Consider the following 14322-nt stretch of genomic DNA (forward strand, 5'->3'; position numbering starts at 1 on the left):
TTAAAATAGGAGGTTTATTATGTCTGTCATATCAATAATTTTAGTAGTACTTATTGCATTTTTAGCAGGTATTGAAGGAATTCTAGATGAATTTCAGTTCCATCAGCCATTAATCGCATGTACATTAATTGGTCTCGTAACAGGTAACTTAACAGCATGTATCATCCTTGGCGGAACTCTACAAATGATCGCACTTGGATGGGCAAACATCGGAGCAGCCGTAGCACCAGATGCCGCGCTTGCCTCAGTAGCTTCAGCAATTATATTAGTATTAGGTGGACAAGGGGTAGCAGGTATTCCATCTGCAATCGCGATTGCAATTCCACTAGCAGTAGCAGGTCTTTTCTTAACAATGATCGTTCGTACATTGGCAGTTCCAATTGTTCACTTGATGGACAGAGCCGCTGAAAAAGGGAATATACGCAGCGTAGAGTGGTTACATATTTCAGCAATTTGTATGCAAGGTATTCGTATCGCGATTCCTGCAGCAGCACTTTTATTCATTCCAGCAGACAGCGTTCAATCTTTCTTAGAAGCAATGCCAGCTTGGTTAACAGATGGTATGGCTATCGGTGGAGGAATGGTAGTTGCCGTTGGTTATGCACTAGTTATCAACATGATGGCTACTAAAGAAGTATGGCCGTTCTTCGTAATCGGTTTCGTAGTAGCTGCAATTTCTCAACTTACACTTATCGCAATTGGTGCTCTAGGTGTTGCACTTGCTCTTATTTACCTTAACCTATCTAAAATGGGTGGCGGTAACTCAAACGGCGGTGGAGGCGGAAACTCTCGCGATCCACTGGGCGATATATTAAACGACTATTAATAAAAAAAGGAGGAGAATAGAATGGCAGAAAAAATCGAATTATCAAAGAGAGACCGTCTACGCGTAGCATGGCGCTCTACGTTCATTCAAGGTTCATGGAACTACGAACGTATGCAAAATGGTGGCTGGGCATTCTCTATGATTCCCGCTATTAAAAAATTATATAAAACTAAAGAAGATCGTTCGCAAGCTCTAAAACGTCACTTAGAATTCTTTAATACACATCCATATATTGCATCTCCAATTCTAGGGGTAACACTTGCTCTTGAAGAAGAACGTGCCAATGGAGCAGAAGTTGATGATGTAGCAATTCAAGGGGTTAAAGTTGGTATGATGGGACCTCTAGCTGGTGTTGGTGATCCAGTATTCTGGTTTACAATTCGTCCAATGTTAGGAGCATTAGGTGCTTCTCTTGCCTTGAGTGGAAACATTCTTGGACCAATCTTATTCTTCGTTGCTTGGAACGTAATCCGTTGGGGCTTCATGTGGTATACACAAGAATTCGGCTACAAAGCTGGTTCTAAAATTACTGATGACCTTTCTGGTGGATTACTACAAGACATTACAAAAGGTGCTTCGATACTCGGGATGTTCGTCCTCGCCGCCTTGGTGCAGAGATGGGTAAATATCCAGTTTGCGCCAATTATCTCGAAAGTTAAACTTGATGAAGGTGCGTATATTGATTGGAGTCATCTTCCACAAGGCGCTCAAGGTATCAAAACTGCTTTAGAACAACAACAAGCAGGTTTAGCTCTTTCTGAAATTAAAGTAACAACCTTGCAAAATAACTTGGATAACTTAATCCCAGGACTTGCAGCAGTAGCTCTTACATTCCTATGTATGTGGTTACTTAAGAAAAAAATCAGCCCAATTATCATCATTCTAGGTCTATTCGTAGTTGGTATAGTTGGTCACTTAATCGGGCTTCTGTAAAAATAAGCTGATCGAAAAGAGGCTGGTGCAATATTCACCGAGCCTCTTTTCGTTTAGATATATGACACAGATAAACGAATACGGTATAATAAACAAAACAAGCGAAAAGAAATGGAGCGAATACAGTTGGTTCAATCGATTAATACAAAGGTAGACTTAACAATAGATGCCACCGCGTATACTGGACTTACAGATTACGGGAAAATTATGATTGGCGACAAAGGTTTTGAATTTTTTAACTCACGTGATGTGCGTAAATTCGTCCAAATCCCTTGGGAAGAAGTAGATCAAGTTATCGTATCCGTTATGCTAAAAGGTAAGTGGATCCCTCGCTACGCCATTAAAACAAAGCGCAACGGCACATACACATTTGCTTCTAAACGACCTAAAGAAGTTTTACGTAAAATACGAGTTTATGTCGACCCAGCCAATATGGTGAGCTCGCTCAGTTTCTTTGATGTTATGAAGCGCTCGTTTCGGTCGATATTTAGCAAGAAAAAAAACAAAAATAAATAAGCCGATTTATACCGAAAAGCTTCAATGGATTTATGTCTGTTGATGCTTTTTTTCGTACATAATAATTGAACAAACCACGTACTTTGTTATAATCTAAAGTAAACAAAGGAGGAACACCAATATGAAAAAACCAAGAATCTACACGATGTCATTCGCTAGTGTATACCCTCTTTACATACAAAAAGCGGAGAAAAAAGACCGCACAAAAGAAGAAGTGGATGAAATTATTTTTTGGCTAACCGGCTATGATCAAGATTCTTTGCAACAAGCAATCGACCAAGCAATTGATTTCGAGACCTTCTTTGCCGAAGCACCAAAAATGAATCCGAATGCTTCCTTAATCACCGGAGTTATTTGCGGCTACCGAGTAGAAGAAATTGAAGATAAACTAATGCAACAAATTCGTTATTTGGATAAATTGGTGGATGAACTCGCAAAAGGGAAAAAAATGGAGAAGATTTTAAGGAAATAAGAAAAAAGCAGCCGGATTTGGATGGCTGCTTTTTTATTGCTTAGCTTCTGGAGACTTTCTTTTTTAAATTTGCTAGAGAGTTCGCTACTTTTAAAGTAGTTTTTACAGATTTTCGGTTTAATGTTCCTTGATAATGTCTGATTTTATTAGTTAGTTCGTGATTTTTATTAATCGTCAACTGTAATTTTTGTTTAGTATCTGTCAGTTGTTTTTCTAATTGCTGATTTTTTTCTTGTGTTTCAGTAATTTTTTGTTGGTATTTTTTGTTTTGTTCAGAAGTTGTTTTTTTCAGTTGGGTAAGTTGATTATTTACGAGATTGACGCGGTATCTTGTGCTAAAATCATGTCTTTCTTTTAATAAATTGGTGGAGATTTTTACTCGGTTTAGCATTTCTTGAGGGTTTAATATGGAAATGGGGTCTGGACTTGTTGGGAAAGTAATGGAGTTTATAAGTTCATCCATGGGAGCTGATTTTCTGTTTTTATCGTATTTATAGATATGATTGAGACCATTAGTATCTAAGAAATCAATATAATTATCAAAATTTCTTGCTTGGACTTTTTCGGCTGATTTCAGGTCCACTTTAGTTAGTAATTCTTGGAGGTTGTTGGTTTTTTCTAATTCATCGATGGTTACGTGAGGAAGCGCATGGTAGGAAGCTAGTTCACGCATTCTGGCATCTTGTACGAAAGAAATATTAGGTGTTCCGACTATTGTTGGAATGACGTTTCCATGTAGGCGAGAGCCAATGCTAAAATCAACTTTCTTCACAAAATCGAACCAACTAGGCATGCCAGTGAAATATTTTACTCGACCTTCTTGATAATACTTATGTTGGATATTTGTTGGGTAGCCATTGATATCACTAGAGATATCTGGACCGCCGGCATACATTAAATGGAATTCGTCTAGGTGTTGAGGGATAAAGTGATAGTCTTTATATGTAGTAATCATGTTGTTAAGGAAATTGATAGCTATTTCTGAAGAAGTTGGGGATGCATTAATAGCGATGGTGGATTGATCTGTTAAGTGAAAATCTCTTATTTTTATTTCTCGTCCGAATGTATAAAGGGACGGACAACCAATTACTCGGAAGTCAAGTTCTGCGTTAAATCCTAGTTTTTTTAAATAATCTGCAGTAATTTGTCCTCGAACCCCAATTTGAGCTGATTTTTCTAGGACTGCTTTAACAAAGTTAGTAACATCTTCATCAAAAGAAAAACCTTCGTCTAGTTGTGGTTCGTAATTCGCTCTTAACCCGACGCCTGTTACGATGACTGGGATTTTTAATTTGCGAATGAGTTGGGTGTAATTGCGGAGTACTGGCCTAAAGTCGTCTCGAAATGCGTCAGCTAAAGGCATAACATAGAGGTCGTAATTTTCATTGATTTTTTCTGCGAGATTGGGGTTAGATGAAAGACCGTCAGCATGTATTTCTACATCATCATTCCACAAAGCTCGATAAATGCTATATTGATACGCAAGATTACCATTGTTAAACCCGGTTCGATCCTTTAAATAGATGTCTTCCGGCGTGTAGACATTGGTCGGTCGCATACCCGATCTAATGAGTATTCGCTTCACTAAAAAACCACATCCTTAAGTAAGTTAATATTTAAAGTATATCAAAATATTAACCTGGTTAACAATTTTAAAGATGAAATTCATGGTTTATTTGTGATTATGTTTACATGCATCAAAGAAGTAGCCGATTTCTTCCACTAATGCTTCATTCACCGAATAAATATGCGTGGTTCCTTCCTTTCTTAAATTAATAAGTTTTGCTTCTTTAAGCAGTTTAATGTGGTGAGACATGGTAGATTTGGAGATATTGTAAGTTGTGCCAGAGAAGCGTTTTTCTTTGCTTTTCAGTAAACATAGGAAAATATCAAGACGGATTGGATCGCTTAATGCTTGGAAAATTAATAATAAATCTGATTTTGAGAGCTCATTTAACTTTTTCATATAAATATCATATCATAACTTACATTTTAATTGCGCGGAACTTGCTGCTATGTTATATTATGATAGTTCGAAATTAATCGAACTATCAAATCTGAAAGAAGTTGTTGGGAAATGTTGCATATTGAAGCGCAAATTACGGTCAAAAAAGAACAAACCGAAGCTTTTTTGCAGGCGGCTAAGGAAGTTATTGCTGCATCAAGAGCAGAAGCTGGGAATCATGGTTATGAATTAGTACAATCAACAGAAAACGAAACAGTTTTTTATATGTTAGAAAAATGGGCGGATATGGAAGCCATTCAACAACACAACGACAGCGAGCATTTCAAAAAATTCCAGAAATTGGCTGCTGATTTTGTTGCTAAAGAACTTGAAATTTCAGTATTAACGCCACTTGCGCGATAAGGAGGACCATAATATGACTTATGTAAATAATGATTTTGAAGACTTAATGAAAAACCGCCGCTCGATTCGAGAATACGATGAAACGGTGAAAATTAGCCAAGAAGAAATGAAAGCTATTCTAGAGGACGCGGTAACGGCTCCTTCCTCTGTAAACATGCAACCATGGCGTTTTGTGGTCGTGGAAAGTGATGCGGGTAAAGAAAAATTAAGCTCGTTAGTTCGCTTTAATACACGTCAAAATGAATCTTCTTCCGCAATGATCCTAGTTTTTGGCGACTTAGAGAATTTTGAAAACGGTGAAAAAATTTACGGAGAATCAGTTGAACGCGGCTTGATGCCGGCAGAAGTGAAAGAACAACAAATGGCTAAATTAAGCCAGTACTTTGCATCCATTCCGCGCACAGAAGCAGAACGTGTAGTTCTTATTGACGGCGGAATTGTAGCGATGCAATTAATGTTAGTTGCTCGTGCGCATGGTTATGATACAAATCCAATTGGTGGTTTTGAACGTAAGGAAGTTGCTGAGGCCTTCAATATGGATCCAGAGCGTTATGTACCGGTTATGATTGTTTCTATCGGTAAAGCTAAAAATTCTGGCTACCAGTCTTATCGATTACCAATTACGGATGTTACGACTTTTGCTTAAAAGAGGGCAAGGAAATAGCTGATATTTCCTTGTTCTTTTTTTGTTCCTTTCTTGATATAATTAAAATAACATACAGCCAAGGAGGAGAAGCAACTATGACTATCAAAATAACTCGTAAAACTGGAATTGGCAGCGGTATTACTCCGGTGAAAATTAGAATCGAAAATGAAGAAATTGTAAAACTCGACAATCATCAGTCTCATTTTTTTATGCCTAAGATGGAGAAAACAAAGGTTTGCGTGACTAATTGGTTTTATGGGAGTCAGGAAGCGGTTTTGGAAAATAATAATGATGTTATTGTGCGGATTAACCGTAAAGCACTAATATTAAATTATTCAATGTTTCCATTTCTTTTTTTCGGACTTTTGGCCACTAGTTGGGAGTCTACAGTCATTGCGTTAATACTTTGTTTGGCATCCTTTTTTTATTCGCGAAAGCATTGGTTTGAATTTGTGAAAATTAAATAATAATTCATGGATAGCGTGGGATATGTTCTCATGCTTTTTTTATCTGTGTAAGTTTTTATTCCATCTGTGTATCTTAGGAAGGGGTCTTAAACCGCAGAATGACAGCGCTTTCTTTTGGCATGATAATTGCATGATATACAGATGCTCGGAATGAATCTTTAATTGGAGGGAGGAAATTAGAGAGAAGAACATTCGGGCAACCACACAAAAAGGGGTACAGAGAGACAAACTTAGAACTACCGAAATGAGGTTTATAAATCAAAAATCGGGGTGAAGAGATGAATAAGAAGATGAAAAAGCTTTTTAGTATTACTTCTGTTGTGTTGTTAGTTTTATCGTTAGTGGTTGTATCAATTGGTGCAGAGCCAAAACGGGCGAAAGCGGCTGAAAATGTACCACAGTATCGGAATGTTATGTATTACGGTGATTGGTCGATTTGGGGAGGAGAAGGGAACTTTTATCCGAAAGATATTCCAGCTGATCAATTAACACATTTGAATTTTGCTTTTCTGGATTTTAATAGTAATGGGGATTTAGTTTTTACTGATAAAGATGCTGCTGTTGGGGCGCCTGTTGGACAAGAGGGAGTTCAATGGGGCGGAGCAAATGCAGGCGTTTTGAATGCGATTCAAGATTTGCGCGCTCAAAATCCGAATTTGAAAATAGGGGTTTCAGTTGGAGGCTGGTCTAAGTCGGGAGATTTCTCGACAGTTGCAGCGGATCCAACAAAACGGGCTAACTTTGTGAAAAACGTGATGAAGTTTGTGAAATATACTAATATGGATTTTGTTGATTTGGACTGGGAATATCCTGCTTCGGTACGGGACGCTGACCTTGTTGATAATAAAAACGATGAAGGCACACCAAATGCAAAACCTGCGGATAAGCAAAACTTTATTACACTTTTACAAGATTTAAGAACGGCTTTGGATAAACAAGGCGTGGATATTAACAAGAAATACGAATTATCGGTTGCTTTACCAGCTGCAAAATCTACTTTAGAAAATGGGATTGATGTAGCGAATTTATTTAAAGTAGTCGATTTTGCGAATGTGATGACGTATGACTTAAATGGTGCTTGGACACCGAATAGTGCGCATCATACAGCGCTTTACGGCAATCCGAAAGATCCGAATTATGATAGTGGTTTTTCTGTCGACCAAACCGTTAAATACTTAAAAGAAAAGGGAGCAGTTTCGAATAAAATTGTTGTTGGGGCAGCATTTTACACTCGAGGCTGGAATAAAGTAGCTGCTGGAACGGATACGGCATTGCCAGGGCTTTTCCAAGCTGCTGAAAAAACGAATAAAGATGCGGATGGCTCGCTTACTTACGGGGCAAACAACGAAAACCCAATTAAAACAGGCGATGGGGGCCGTGCTGGCGGAGTTTGGGCGTATAGAAGTATTGATGCGCTAAAAGCTAAAACGCCAACATTGAAAGAATATTGGGATGATACTGCCAAGGCGCCGTATCTTTATAGTAAGGAGACTGGGGAGTTTTACACATATGACAATACGCGTTCAATTGGCTATAAGGCACAGTATGTAAAAGATAATAATCTTGGTGGGATGATTTCTTGGATGCAGTCGCAGGATAAAACAACGACTTCAACTAAGCGCGATGAACTCACAAAGGCGATTAAATCAGGATTATTCGGCACAAACGCTATCCCGCAAAACGCGATTACTTATGCGAATTTAAATGTGGTAGCGACAGTGAAACCTTATAGCGAAAATGGGGTCGGGTACGAAATTACAATTACAAACAATGAAAAAGCGGACGAAACCAATGAAGTTTTGAAATCAACTGAGCTATCGTTTGAAACAGTGAAATTACCTAAGTTTTATATTCCAGTAAAAGCGGGCGAAACGTTAACTGCTGGCGATTATAAAGCGGGTACAGTTACTACTTCAGGTGGCAATACAGTAGTTGATTTAGCTTCTGTATACGACGCGCAACAAATTCCGCAAGGCGCATCTTATACGTTCCGTTTAAAATCGAGTGCATCTAGTGTGGATGTAGCTAACATTTCTAAAATTGATTTAACACAACGGATGGTAAAATCGAGTGTCGAATTTGGTAAACAAACGATTTTTGGCGGGGGAACTGTTGTACCTGATCCAAGCGATACAGAAGCTCCAACAGTACCAAAAGCACTCACATCTTCTAATGTAACCGATAAATCTGCTACTCTAACGTGGACAGCTTCAACGGACAATAAAGCAGTGGCTGGATATAAAGTGTACCGAAATGGGACCGAAGTGGGCTCTGTTTCAGGAACTACTTTTACAGATAGTGGCTTAACTGCAAAAACAGCGTATTCTTATACAGTAAAAGCATATGATGCGGCTGGGAATTTCTCAGCAGCAAGCTCGGCCTTAACTGTGACAACGCTTGATGCGGCAACACCACCAGCAACTCCAGCATGGGACGCTGCCAAAACGTACAATAAGGGAGATAGGGTTTCTTACAAAGGGAAAACATATGAAGCACAGTGGTGGACTCAGGGAAATGAGCCAGGAGCTGAACAGTGGGGTCCTTGGTTGTTAATAAATTAATAGACAAAAACAGAGATTCTTTTCGGAGAATCTCTGTTTTTATTTGAAAAAGTGACCAAACGTATTACAATGAATAAAAGCGACAAGAGAGGGTGCAGAAGGATGTATTTTGTATACGATATTGGTGGAACTTTTGTTAAATTTGCGTTGATGGAAAATAACGGTACGGTGAAAATGAAAGATAAATTCCCTACAACTGCCAAAAGTGCAGAAGAACTTGTAGCTCAAATGGTCGAAAAGTGGCGCCCCTATAGTACAGAAGTGAAGGGCATAGCTGTGAGTTGTCCGGGAGTGGTAGATACGGAAAAAGGCGTGATTTACCAAGGTGGCTCGCTATTATTTATGCATGAGAAAAATTTGGCTGAAATGCTAGCGCGTGAATGTCATGTTCCCGTTGTCTTGCAAAATGATGCGAAGAGTGCGGCTTTAGCGGAACTTTGGTTAGGTGTGGCAAAAAATGTACATAGCGCGGCGATTTTAACGCTTGGAAGTGGCGTTGGTGGCGGAATTATTATGGATGGTAAATTACAATCTGGCTATCATTTGATGGCGGGAGAAGTTAGTTTTATGGAGACTTCTTTTGATACGAAGAAATTGCGAGGTACATTCTTTGGAAGAACTGGATCAGCGGTGGAGTTAATTAAGCGCATTGCATCAAAGAAGAATTTACCCAATAAAAAAGATGGTGAGCAGGTTTTCGAATTAATTAACCAAGGCGATGAAGAAGCGAATGCTATTTTTGATGTGTATATTTATGAATTAACATCTCAAATTTTAAATATCCAGTATTTGATTGATCCGGAAATTATTGCAATTGGTGGTGGCATTAGCGCTCAACCAGTTGTTGTTGATAGACTAAACGAAGCTGTCGCAGAAATAAAAGATGCTAATCCTTATCATGCCGCACAACCGAAAATCGTCACTTGTCATTTCCAAAATGATGCGAATTTGTACGGAGCATTGTATAATTTCTTTTTACAAATGGATGCGCAAAATAAAAGGTAACTAGAATCTCTAGTTACCTTTTTTCTATAAAGCTTGCAACATATCAAACTGTGATTGATATAAATTATAGTAGTAGCCGTGCTGTGCCATCAGTTCTTCGTGACTGCCAGCTTCTTGAATGCGACCATTATCAATGTAGAAGATGCGCGAACTGTTTTTGATTGTCGAAAGTCTGTGCGCGATAATGAAGGATGTTCGGCCTTCCAGCAGTCGCTCAAGCCCTTCTTGGAGTAGGATTTCTGTTTGTGTATCAATACTTGAAGTTGCTTCATCAAGGATGAGGATTTTCGGATCGGCTAAAAGAGCACGGGCAAAGGAAATCAGTTGTCGCTGACCGGCCGAAAGAGTGCTACCTCGTTCTTTTACTTCGGTATAGTAGCCATCTTTTAATCCGGAAATGAAATCATGAGCACGAACGACTTTGGCAGCCGCGATAATTTCTTCTTCGGTTGCATCTAGCTTCCCGTAGCGAATATTTTCAATAATCGTTCCTGAAAAAATAAAGGTATCTTGGAGCATCACGCCCATTTGGGACCTGAGTGATCTAAGCGTGACTTCTTCGACATTTTCCCCATCAACTAAAATTTCTCCAGAATTTATATTATAAAAACGGCTGAGCAAGTTTATGATGGTCGTTTTTCCAGCGCCAGTCGGACCAACGAGCGCAATTGATTCACCCGCATCCACATGAAAATTAATTCCTTTTAAAATGTCCACACCTTCCTCATAACGGAAATAAACATCTTTAAAGTCAACATTTCCAACGATTGGTGGCATTTTTTTCGCATTTGGGACATCTTTAATATCGGGCTCAACGTCCATCGTTTCGAAAATTCGCTCCAAATAAGTCGTTGCGGTAATAAGCGAATTATAGAAGTTTCCAATATTAATAACAGGATTCCAAAAATTCCCAACATAACCGATGAAAGCAATCAGTGTCCCGGTAGAAACGTCCACACCGTAACCTTTGATTCCAACGAAGTAAATTAAACAAGTCGTCATTACGGCGATATTTTGAACCCCAGGCCAAAGCAAGAATTGAATTTTCACCGCTTTCATCCAAGAACGGCGGTACTCATTACTTACCTCGGTGAAAATCTCAAAATTCTCTTCTTCTCGCGAAAAGCTTTGCGTTACTTTTATCCCAGCGATGCTCTCATGGATATAGGCGTTCATGTTGGATTGTTTATTGCTTAGAACTTGATAAGCTTTTCGTTGCGCGGTTTTAATGACCATAACAATCACGAAAAGAACCGGGATAAGCGCTAAACTATACAACGTTAACACTGGATCAATCATCAACATAAAACCAAGCGTTACAATGACACTTAAAATATCGGAAATCAGATTTATCAGCCCATTGGACAATAAATCACTGAGCATATTGATGTAATTAACAACACGAATCAAAATTTTACCATGCGGGCGACTGTCAAAATAAGAGAAAGGCAGCTTTTGCAAATGACCGAAAATCGCTGTCCGCATATCTTTTAAAATGTCTTGCCCAATAAGCGTAATCGACCTAATGCGGTATCGCATACAAAGTCCGGTTACAACGACAGAAACTATGAAAATAATCGCAATCCAGAATAGTTGTGTCACGTTTTTGTTTGGAATCGTATCATCTATGACTATTTTGGTTAAATACGGGCCAATCATTGTTGCTACATTTGCTAATAAGATGACAAAGAGCGTAATATAAATGGATTTTTGATAGGGTTTTACGTAAACGAGAATACGTTTTAAATGTGCGGCGCTGAATGCTGTTTCCAGTTCTTCGTCAATATCAAATTTATTTCTAGCCATTCACATTCGCCTCCGTTCCAAGTTGTTTATTGTAAATATCAAAATAATAACCTTTTTCTGCTAGCAAACTAGAGTGTGTGCCGCGTTCGATGATTTCGCCATGATTTAAAATTAAAATTTCATCGGCTTCTTTTACAGAAGAAATCCGGTGCGCAATGATAAATGTGGTCGTATTTTCCGTGATTTTCTTTAATTCACCTTGGATTTTCACTTCGGTTTCCATATCGACAGCGGAAGTGGTATCATCCAAAATCAAAATGGATGGATTTTTTAAAAGAGCACGAGCTAAAGATATCCGCTGCTTTTGTCCGCCAGAAAGTCCGACACCGCGTTCACCAACAATCGTGTCATAACTTTCAGGCATGGTTTCGATGAAGTGGTCCGCGTCTGCAATTCGCGCCATACGCCGGACATCTTCCATTGTTGCATCCGGAGCGCCAAATGCAATATTTCCTTCAATCGTATCAGAAAATAGGAAAATATCTTGCATCACCGTGGCGATATGGTTTCTAAGTTCCCGCACATGCCATTTTCGCGCATCGACACCATCAATTAAAATTTCACCGGAAGTCGGATCGTAAAATCGGCAAATTAAGTTGACGAGTGTTGATTTTCCAGCGCCAGTTTCACCCAGAATAGCAATCGTTTGGCCTGGAGAAGCTTTTAGTGAAATATTTTTGAGTACGTCCGTGTTTGGGTCGTCCTCGAAATGAAAACTGACATTTTTAAACTCGACGTGACCTTGAAGTGATGGCGCAGGTTTTTCAGCGTGGATGGGGATTTTAGCGTCAGTTGCCATCATGTCTTGAATTTTAAACGAAGAAGCGATAAAGCGTTGAACGTCGTTAATCAGCCAGCCACTCATGCGCATCGGGCCGTTTAGCATCCATAGGAATCCATTGAAGGCAACTAAATCTCCCAGCGTCATTTGGCCTTTAATTACTAAATAGCCACCGAAAATAAGCGTGATGACAACGAGCATGCCCGCGAGCGAATCAAGCACTGGCAAATAGGTTCTGGAAACATCGGCAGAATCTAGATTACGTTTTTTGAAATCCTCATTGTGTTCATGGAATTTCTTCATTTCAAAATCTTCTCGCGCAAAGGCTTTTACGACGCGATTCCCGCTAATATTCTCTTCCACCATCGAATTGAGCCGTGAAAAGCTCTCCCGAATTTCATAAAAAACTGGTTGGGCTTTACTCGACATTTTCATCGTTAAAATAGCAATAAGCGGCGTTACGATAACAAGCGCAAGCGTTAATTTCCAGTCAATCGCGGCCATTATGATAATTGCAAAACTAAATAAAAATACATTTTCCAAAATGTTGTAAGATACCCACGAAACAAAATGACGAATCGCATCCGTATCACCAGTCATCCGCGCCATAATATCCCCAACGCGCGTATTATTGAAAAAATCAAAATCGAGTGATTGCAACTTTTTATATAAATCTTCTCGAATTCGGAAAAGGGAATTTTGCCCAATTCGTTCGCACATAATCTGATAGGTATAACGGCAAATAGTTCGAATAATTGTCGAAATAATCATGATTAAAAGTAGCGGGATAAGCAAATTCGTTTTATTTTGATAGACAACATCGTCAATCACTTTCCCGCCAAGTAACGGATAAATAATACTAATACCAGAAGCGATAAAAATTAAAATAAATACACCAATCATAAGTAGACGATATTTTCGGACATATTGCCAAATCCATTTCATACTCTCCATTTTTTCACATCCTTTAATATTCATATATCCATTTAGTTTACACTCCTAATTTCGAAAAAGAATGGTTTATATTCGCTGTAAGCATGGACAATGTTATATAATTAAAAGATAAATGTAAGCGTTATAACGAGGAGGTGAAGTGATGCTGAAAATAAATACGACCACATTTAATCCGCAAATTTTGTATATCGCGAATTGTTATACGAATGAGGTGCGCGTAGGTGAAAATCACCATCATGATTTTTTGGAGATCTCGATTATTTGTGAGGGAAACGTTATTTATGATATTGAAGGCGAGCGAGTCAAACTAGGAAAAGGTGATATGCTGATTTTTAATCCTGGTGTGAATCATTACGATATAACCGAACCAGGTATGACGAATGCGCAACTCCATATAGGTTTTCGGAACTTTGCACTGGAAGGATACACGCGAAATACGTTCCCGTTTAAAAAGGCCTTTTTACGAAAAAAAGAAGAAGAATCTGCCATTTTATCTATTTCTAAACAAATTATAGAAGAAAAAGACGCAGAAAAACCAGGATATGACTTGATTTTAAAGGCTTTCGTCATGCAATTAATTATCCATGTTTTACGCGAAGCCACCCCAGAACAACTTGAAAATAACGGCGTCAAATTATCTACCGACGAGCAGCAAAAACAGATACTTGTAAACGAAATTATTCATTATATGGAAAAACACCACACAGAAGACGTCTCGCTCTCAACGCTTTCGCAAACGATGTACATTAGCCCCGCCTATATCTCCAAAGTATTTAAAGAAGAAACCGGGGAATCACCAATTAACTACTTAATCAAAATTCGTCTTACTCGTGCAGAAGAATTACTCAAGAATAAAGACGTTACCGTAAAACAGGCCGCAAATATGGTCGGATATAATGATGCTTATTATTTTAGCAAGCTTTTCAAGAAATATTACGGGTTTCCACCATCAGAAAACTGGCGCAAATCGAGTTAGAATTCCAAAAT

Annotated in this window: 14 protein-coding genes; 10 read left to right on the top strand and 4 right to left on the bottom strand. The window is 38.7% G+C overall.

Annotated features, from left to right (window positions below; genetic code table 11):
• The first annotated feature begins 19 nt into the window (after window positions 1-19).
• From GL301_RS00545 to GL301_RS00560, 4 genes are all read left to right on the top strand, one after another.
• Window positions 20-826 carry a PTS mannose/fructose/sorbose transporter subunit IIC gene (locus GL301_RS00545; RefSeq protein WP_003724931.1) on the top strand — a complete coding sequence of 269 codons (807 nt, stop codon included), beginning with the start codon at window positions 20-22 and terminating at the stop codon, window positions 824-826.
• A gap of 21 nt (window positions 827-847) precedes the next feature.
• Window positions 848-1759: a PTS system mannose/fructose/sorbose family transporter subunit IID gene (locus GL301_RS00550; protein ID WP_003721724.1), complete on the top strand. Its 912-nt coding sequence runs from the start codon at window positions 848-850 to the stop codon at window positions 1757-1759.
• Between the two features lie 126 nt (window positions 1760-1885).
• Complete coding sequence (locus GL301_RS00555) at window positions 1886-2275, top strand: DUF956 family protein (protein WP_003728363.1); 390 nt, start codon at window positions 1886-1888, stop codon at window positions 2273-2275.
• 121 nt (window positions 2276-2396) lie between these two features.
• Window positions 2397-2747, top strand: coding sequence for a DUF2200 domain-containing protein (locus GL301_RS00560; protein WP_003721726.1), 351 nt, complete (start codon window positions 2397-2399; stop codon window positions 2745-2747).
• 40 nt (window positions 2748-2787) lie between these two features.
• Here GL301_RS00560 and GL301_RS00565 read toward each other — a convergent pair whose 3' ends face one another.
• Window positions 2788-4305, bottom strand: a complete 1518-nt coding sequence (locus tag GL301_RS00565) for a polysaccharide pyruvyl transferase family protein (protein ID WP_117383374.1) — start codon at window positions 4303-4305, stop codon at window positions 2788-2790.
• Between the two features lie 114 nt (window positions 4306-4419).
• Window positions 4420-4713 carry an ArsR/SmtB family transcription factor gene (locus tag GL301_RS00570; RefSeq protein ID WP_003724933.1) on the bottom strand — a complete coding sequence of 98 codons (294 nt, stop codon included), beginning with the start codon at window positions 4711-4713 and terminating at the stop codon, window positions 4420-4422.
• A gap of 111 nt (window positions 4714-4824) precedes the next feature.
• Here GL301_RS00570 and GL301_RS00575 point away from each other — a divergent pair, with 111 nt between their 5' ends.
• The 5 genes from GL301_RS00575 (at window position 4825) to GL301_RS00595 (ending at window position 9794) form a co-directional block, all read left to right on the top strand.
• Window positions 4825-5115: a putative quinol monooxygenase gene (locus tag GL301_RS00575; protein ID WP_003724934.1), complete on the top strand. Its 291-nt coding sequence runs from the start codon at window positions 4825-4827 to the stop codon at window positions 5113-5115.
• Window positions 5116-5128: 13 nt separating this feature from the next.
• On the top strand, window positions 5129-5761 hold the full coding sequence (locus tag GL301_RS00580) for a nitroreductase family protein (RefSeq protein ID WP_003724935.1): 633 nt from the start codon (window positions 5129-5131) through the stop codon (window positions 5759-5761).
• Between the two features lie 95 nt (window positions 5762-5856).
• Window positions 5857-6228: a hypothetical protein gene (locus tag GL301_RS00585; RefSeq protein ID WP_003724936.1), complete on the top strand. Its 372-nt coding sequence runs from the start codon at window positions 5857-5859 to the stop codon at window positions 6226-6228.
• 290 nt (window positions 6229-6518) lie between these two features.
• Complete coding sequence (gene chiB / locus GL301_RS00590; RefSeq protein WP_003724937.1) at window positions 6519-8789, top strand: chitinase ChiB; 2271 nt, start codon at window positions 6519-6521, stop codon at window positions 8787-8789.
• 102 nt (window positions 8790-8891) lie between these two features.
• Window positions 8892-9794 (top strand): ROK family protein, encoded by a 903-nt coding sequence (locus tag GL301_RS00595; protein WP_003734723.1) that lies wholly within the window; start codon window positions 8892-8894, stop codon window positions 9792-9794.
• 24 nt (window positions 9795-9818) lie between these two features.
• Here GL301_RS00595 and GL301_RS00600 read toward each other — a convergent pair whose 3' ends face one another.
• Both GL301_RS00600 and GL301_RS00605 read right to left on the bottom strand, forming a co-directional pair.
• Window positions 9819-11600 carry an ABC transporter ATP-binding protein gene (locus tag GL301_RS00600; RefSeq protein ID WP_014929148.1) on the bottom strand — a complete coding sequence of 594 codons (1782 nt, stop codon included), beginning with the start codon at window positions 11598-11600 and terminating at the stop codon, window positions 9819-9821.
• Window positions 11593-13335 carry an ABC transporter ATP-binding protein gene (locus tag GL301_RS00605; RefSeq protein ID WP_003724940.1) on the bottom strand — a complete coding sequence of 581 codons (1743 nt, stop codon included), beginning with the start codon at window positions 13333-13335 and terminating at the stop codon, window positions 11593-11595. Before GL301_RS00605 ends, GL301_RS00600 begins: the two co-directional genes overlap by 8 nt.
• 142 nt (window positions 13336-13477) lie before the next feature.
• Between GL301_RS00605 and GL301_RS00610 the strand changes: the two genes are divergently transcribed.
• The gene (locus GL301_RS00610) at window positions 13478-14311 is read left to right on the top strand and encodes an AraC family transcriptional regulator (protein WP_003724941.1); all 834 of its coding nucleotides are present in this window, start codon (window positions 13478-13480) and stop codon (window positions 14309-14311) included.
• Window positions 14312-14322 lie beyond the last annotated feature (11 nt).

The sequence above is a fragment of the Listeria sp. LM90SB2 genome (genome assembly GCF_028867355.1).
GTDB lineage: Bacteria > Bacillota > Bacilli > Lactobacillales > Listeriaceae > Listeria > Listeria monocytogenes_B.

What these genes read in the sequence shown, in the direction of transcription:
- GL301_RS00545 (WP_003724931.1), top strand. Translation starts at nt 20, where the DNA reads ATGTCTGTCATATCAATAATTTTAGTAGTACTTATTGCATTTTTAGCA.
- GL301_RS00550 (WP_003721724.1), top strand. Translation starts at nt 848, where the DNA reads ATGGCAGAAAAAATCGAATTATCAAAGAGAGACCGTCTACGCGTAGCA.
- GL301_RS00560 (WP_003721726.1), top strand. Translation starts at nt 2,397, where the DNA reads ATGAAAAAACCAAGAATCTACACGATGTCATTCGCTAGTGTATACCCT.
- GL301_RS00565 (WP_117383374.1), bottom strand. Translation starts at nt 4,305, where the DNA reads ATGCGACCGACCAATGTCTACACGCCGGAAGACATCTATTTAAAGGAT.
- GL301_RS00570 (WP_003724933.1), bottom strand. Translation starts at nt 4,713, where the DNA reads ATGAAAAAGTTAAATGAGCTCTCAAAATCAGATTTATTATTAATTTTC.
- GL301_RS00575 (WP_003724934.1), top strand. Translation starts at nt 4,825, where the DNA reads ATGTTGCATATTGAAGCGCAAATTACGGTCAAAAAAGAACAAACCGAA.
- GL301_RS00580 (WP_003724935.1), top strand. Translation starts at nt 5,129, where the DNA reads ATGACTTATGTAAATAATGATTTTGAAGACTTAATGAAAAACCGCCGC.
- GL301_RS00585 (WP_003724936.1), top strand. Translation starts at nt 5,857, where the DNA reads ATGACTATCAAAATAACTCGTAAAACTGGAATTGGCAGCGGTATTACT.
- chiB (WP_003724937.1), top strand. Translation starts at nt 6,519, where the DNA reads ATGAAAAAGCTTTTTAGTATTACTTCTGTTGTGTTGTTAGTTTTATCG.
- GL301_RS00595 (WP_003734723.1), top strand. Translation starts at nt 8,892, where the DNA reads ATGTATTTTGTATACGATATTGGTGGAACTTTTGTTAAATTTGCGTTG.
- GL301_RS00600 (WP_014929148.1), bottom strand. Translation starts at nt 11,600, where the DNA reads ATGGCTAGAAATAAATTTGATATTGACGAAGAACTGGAAACAGCATTC.
- GL301_RS00605 (WP_003724940.1), bottom strand. Translation starts at nt 13,335, where the DNA reads ATGGAGAGTATGAAATGGATTTGGCAATATGTCCGAAAATATCGTCTA.
- GL301_RS00610 (WP_003724941.1), top strand. Translation starts at nt 13,478, where the DNA reads ATGCTGAAAATAAATACGACCACATTTAATCCGCAAATTTTGTATATC.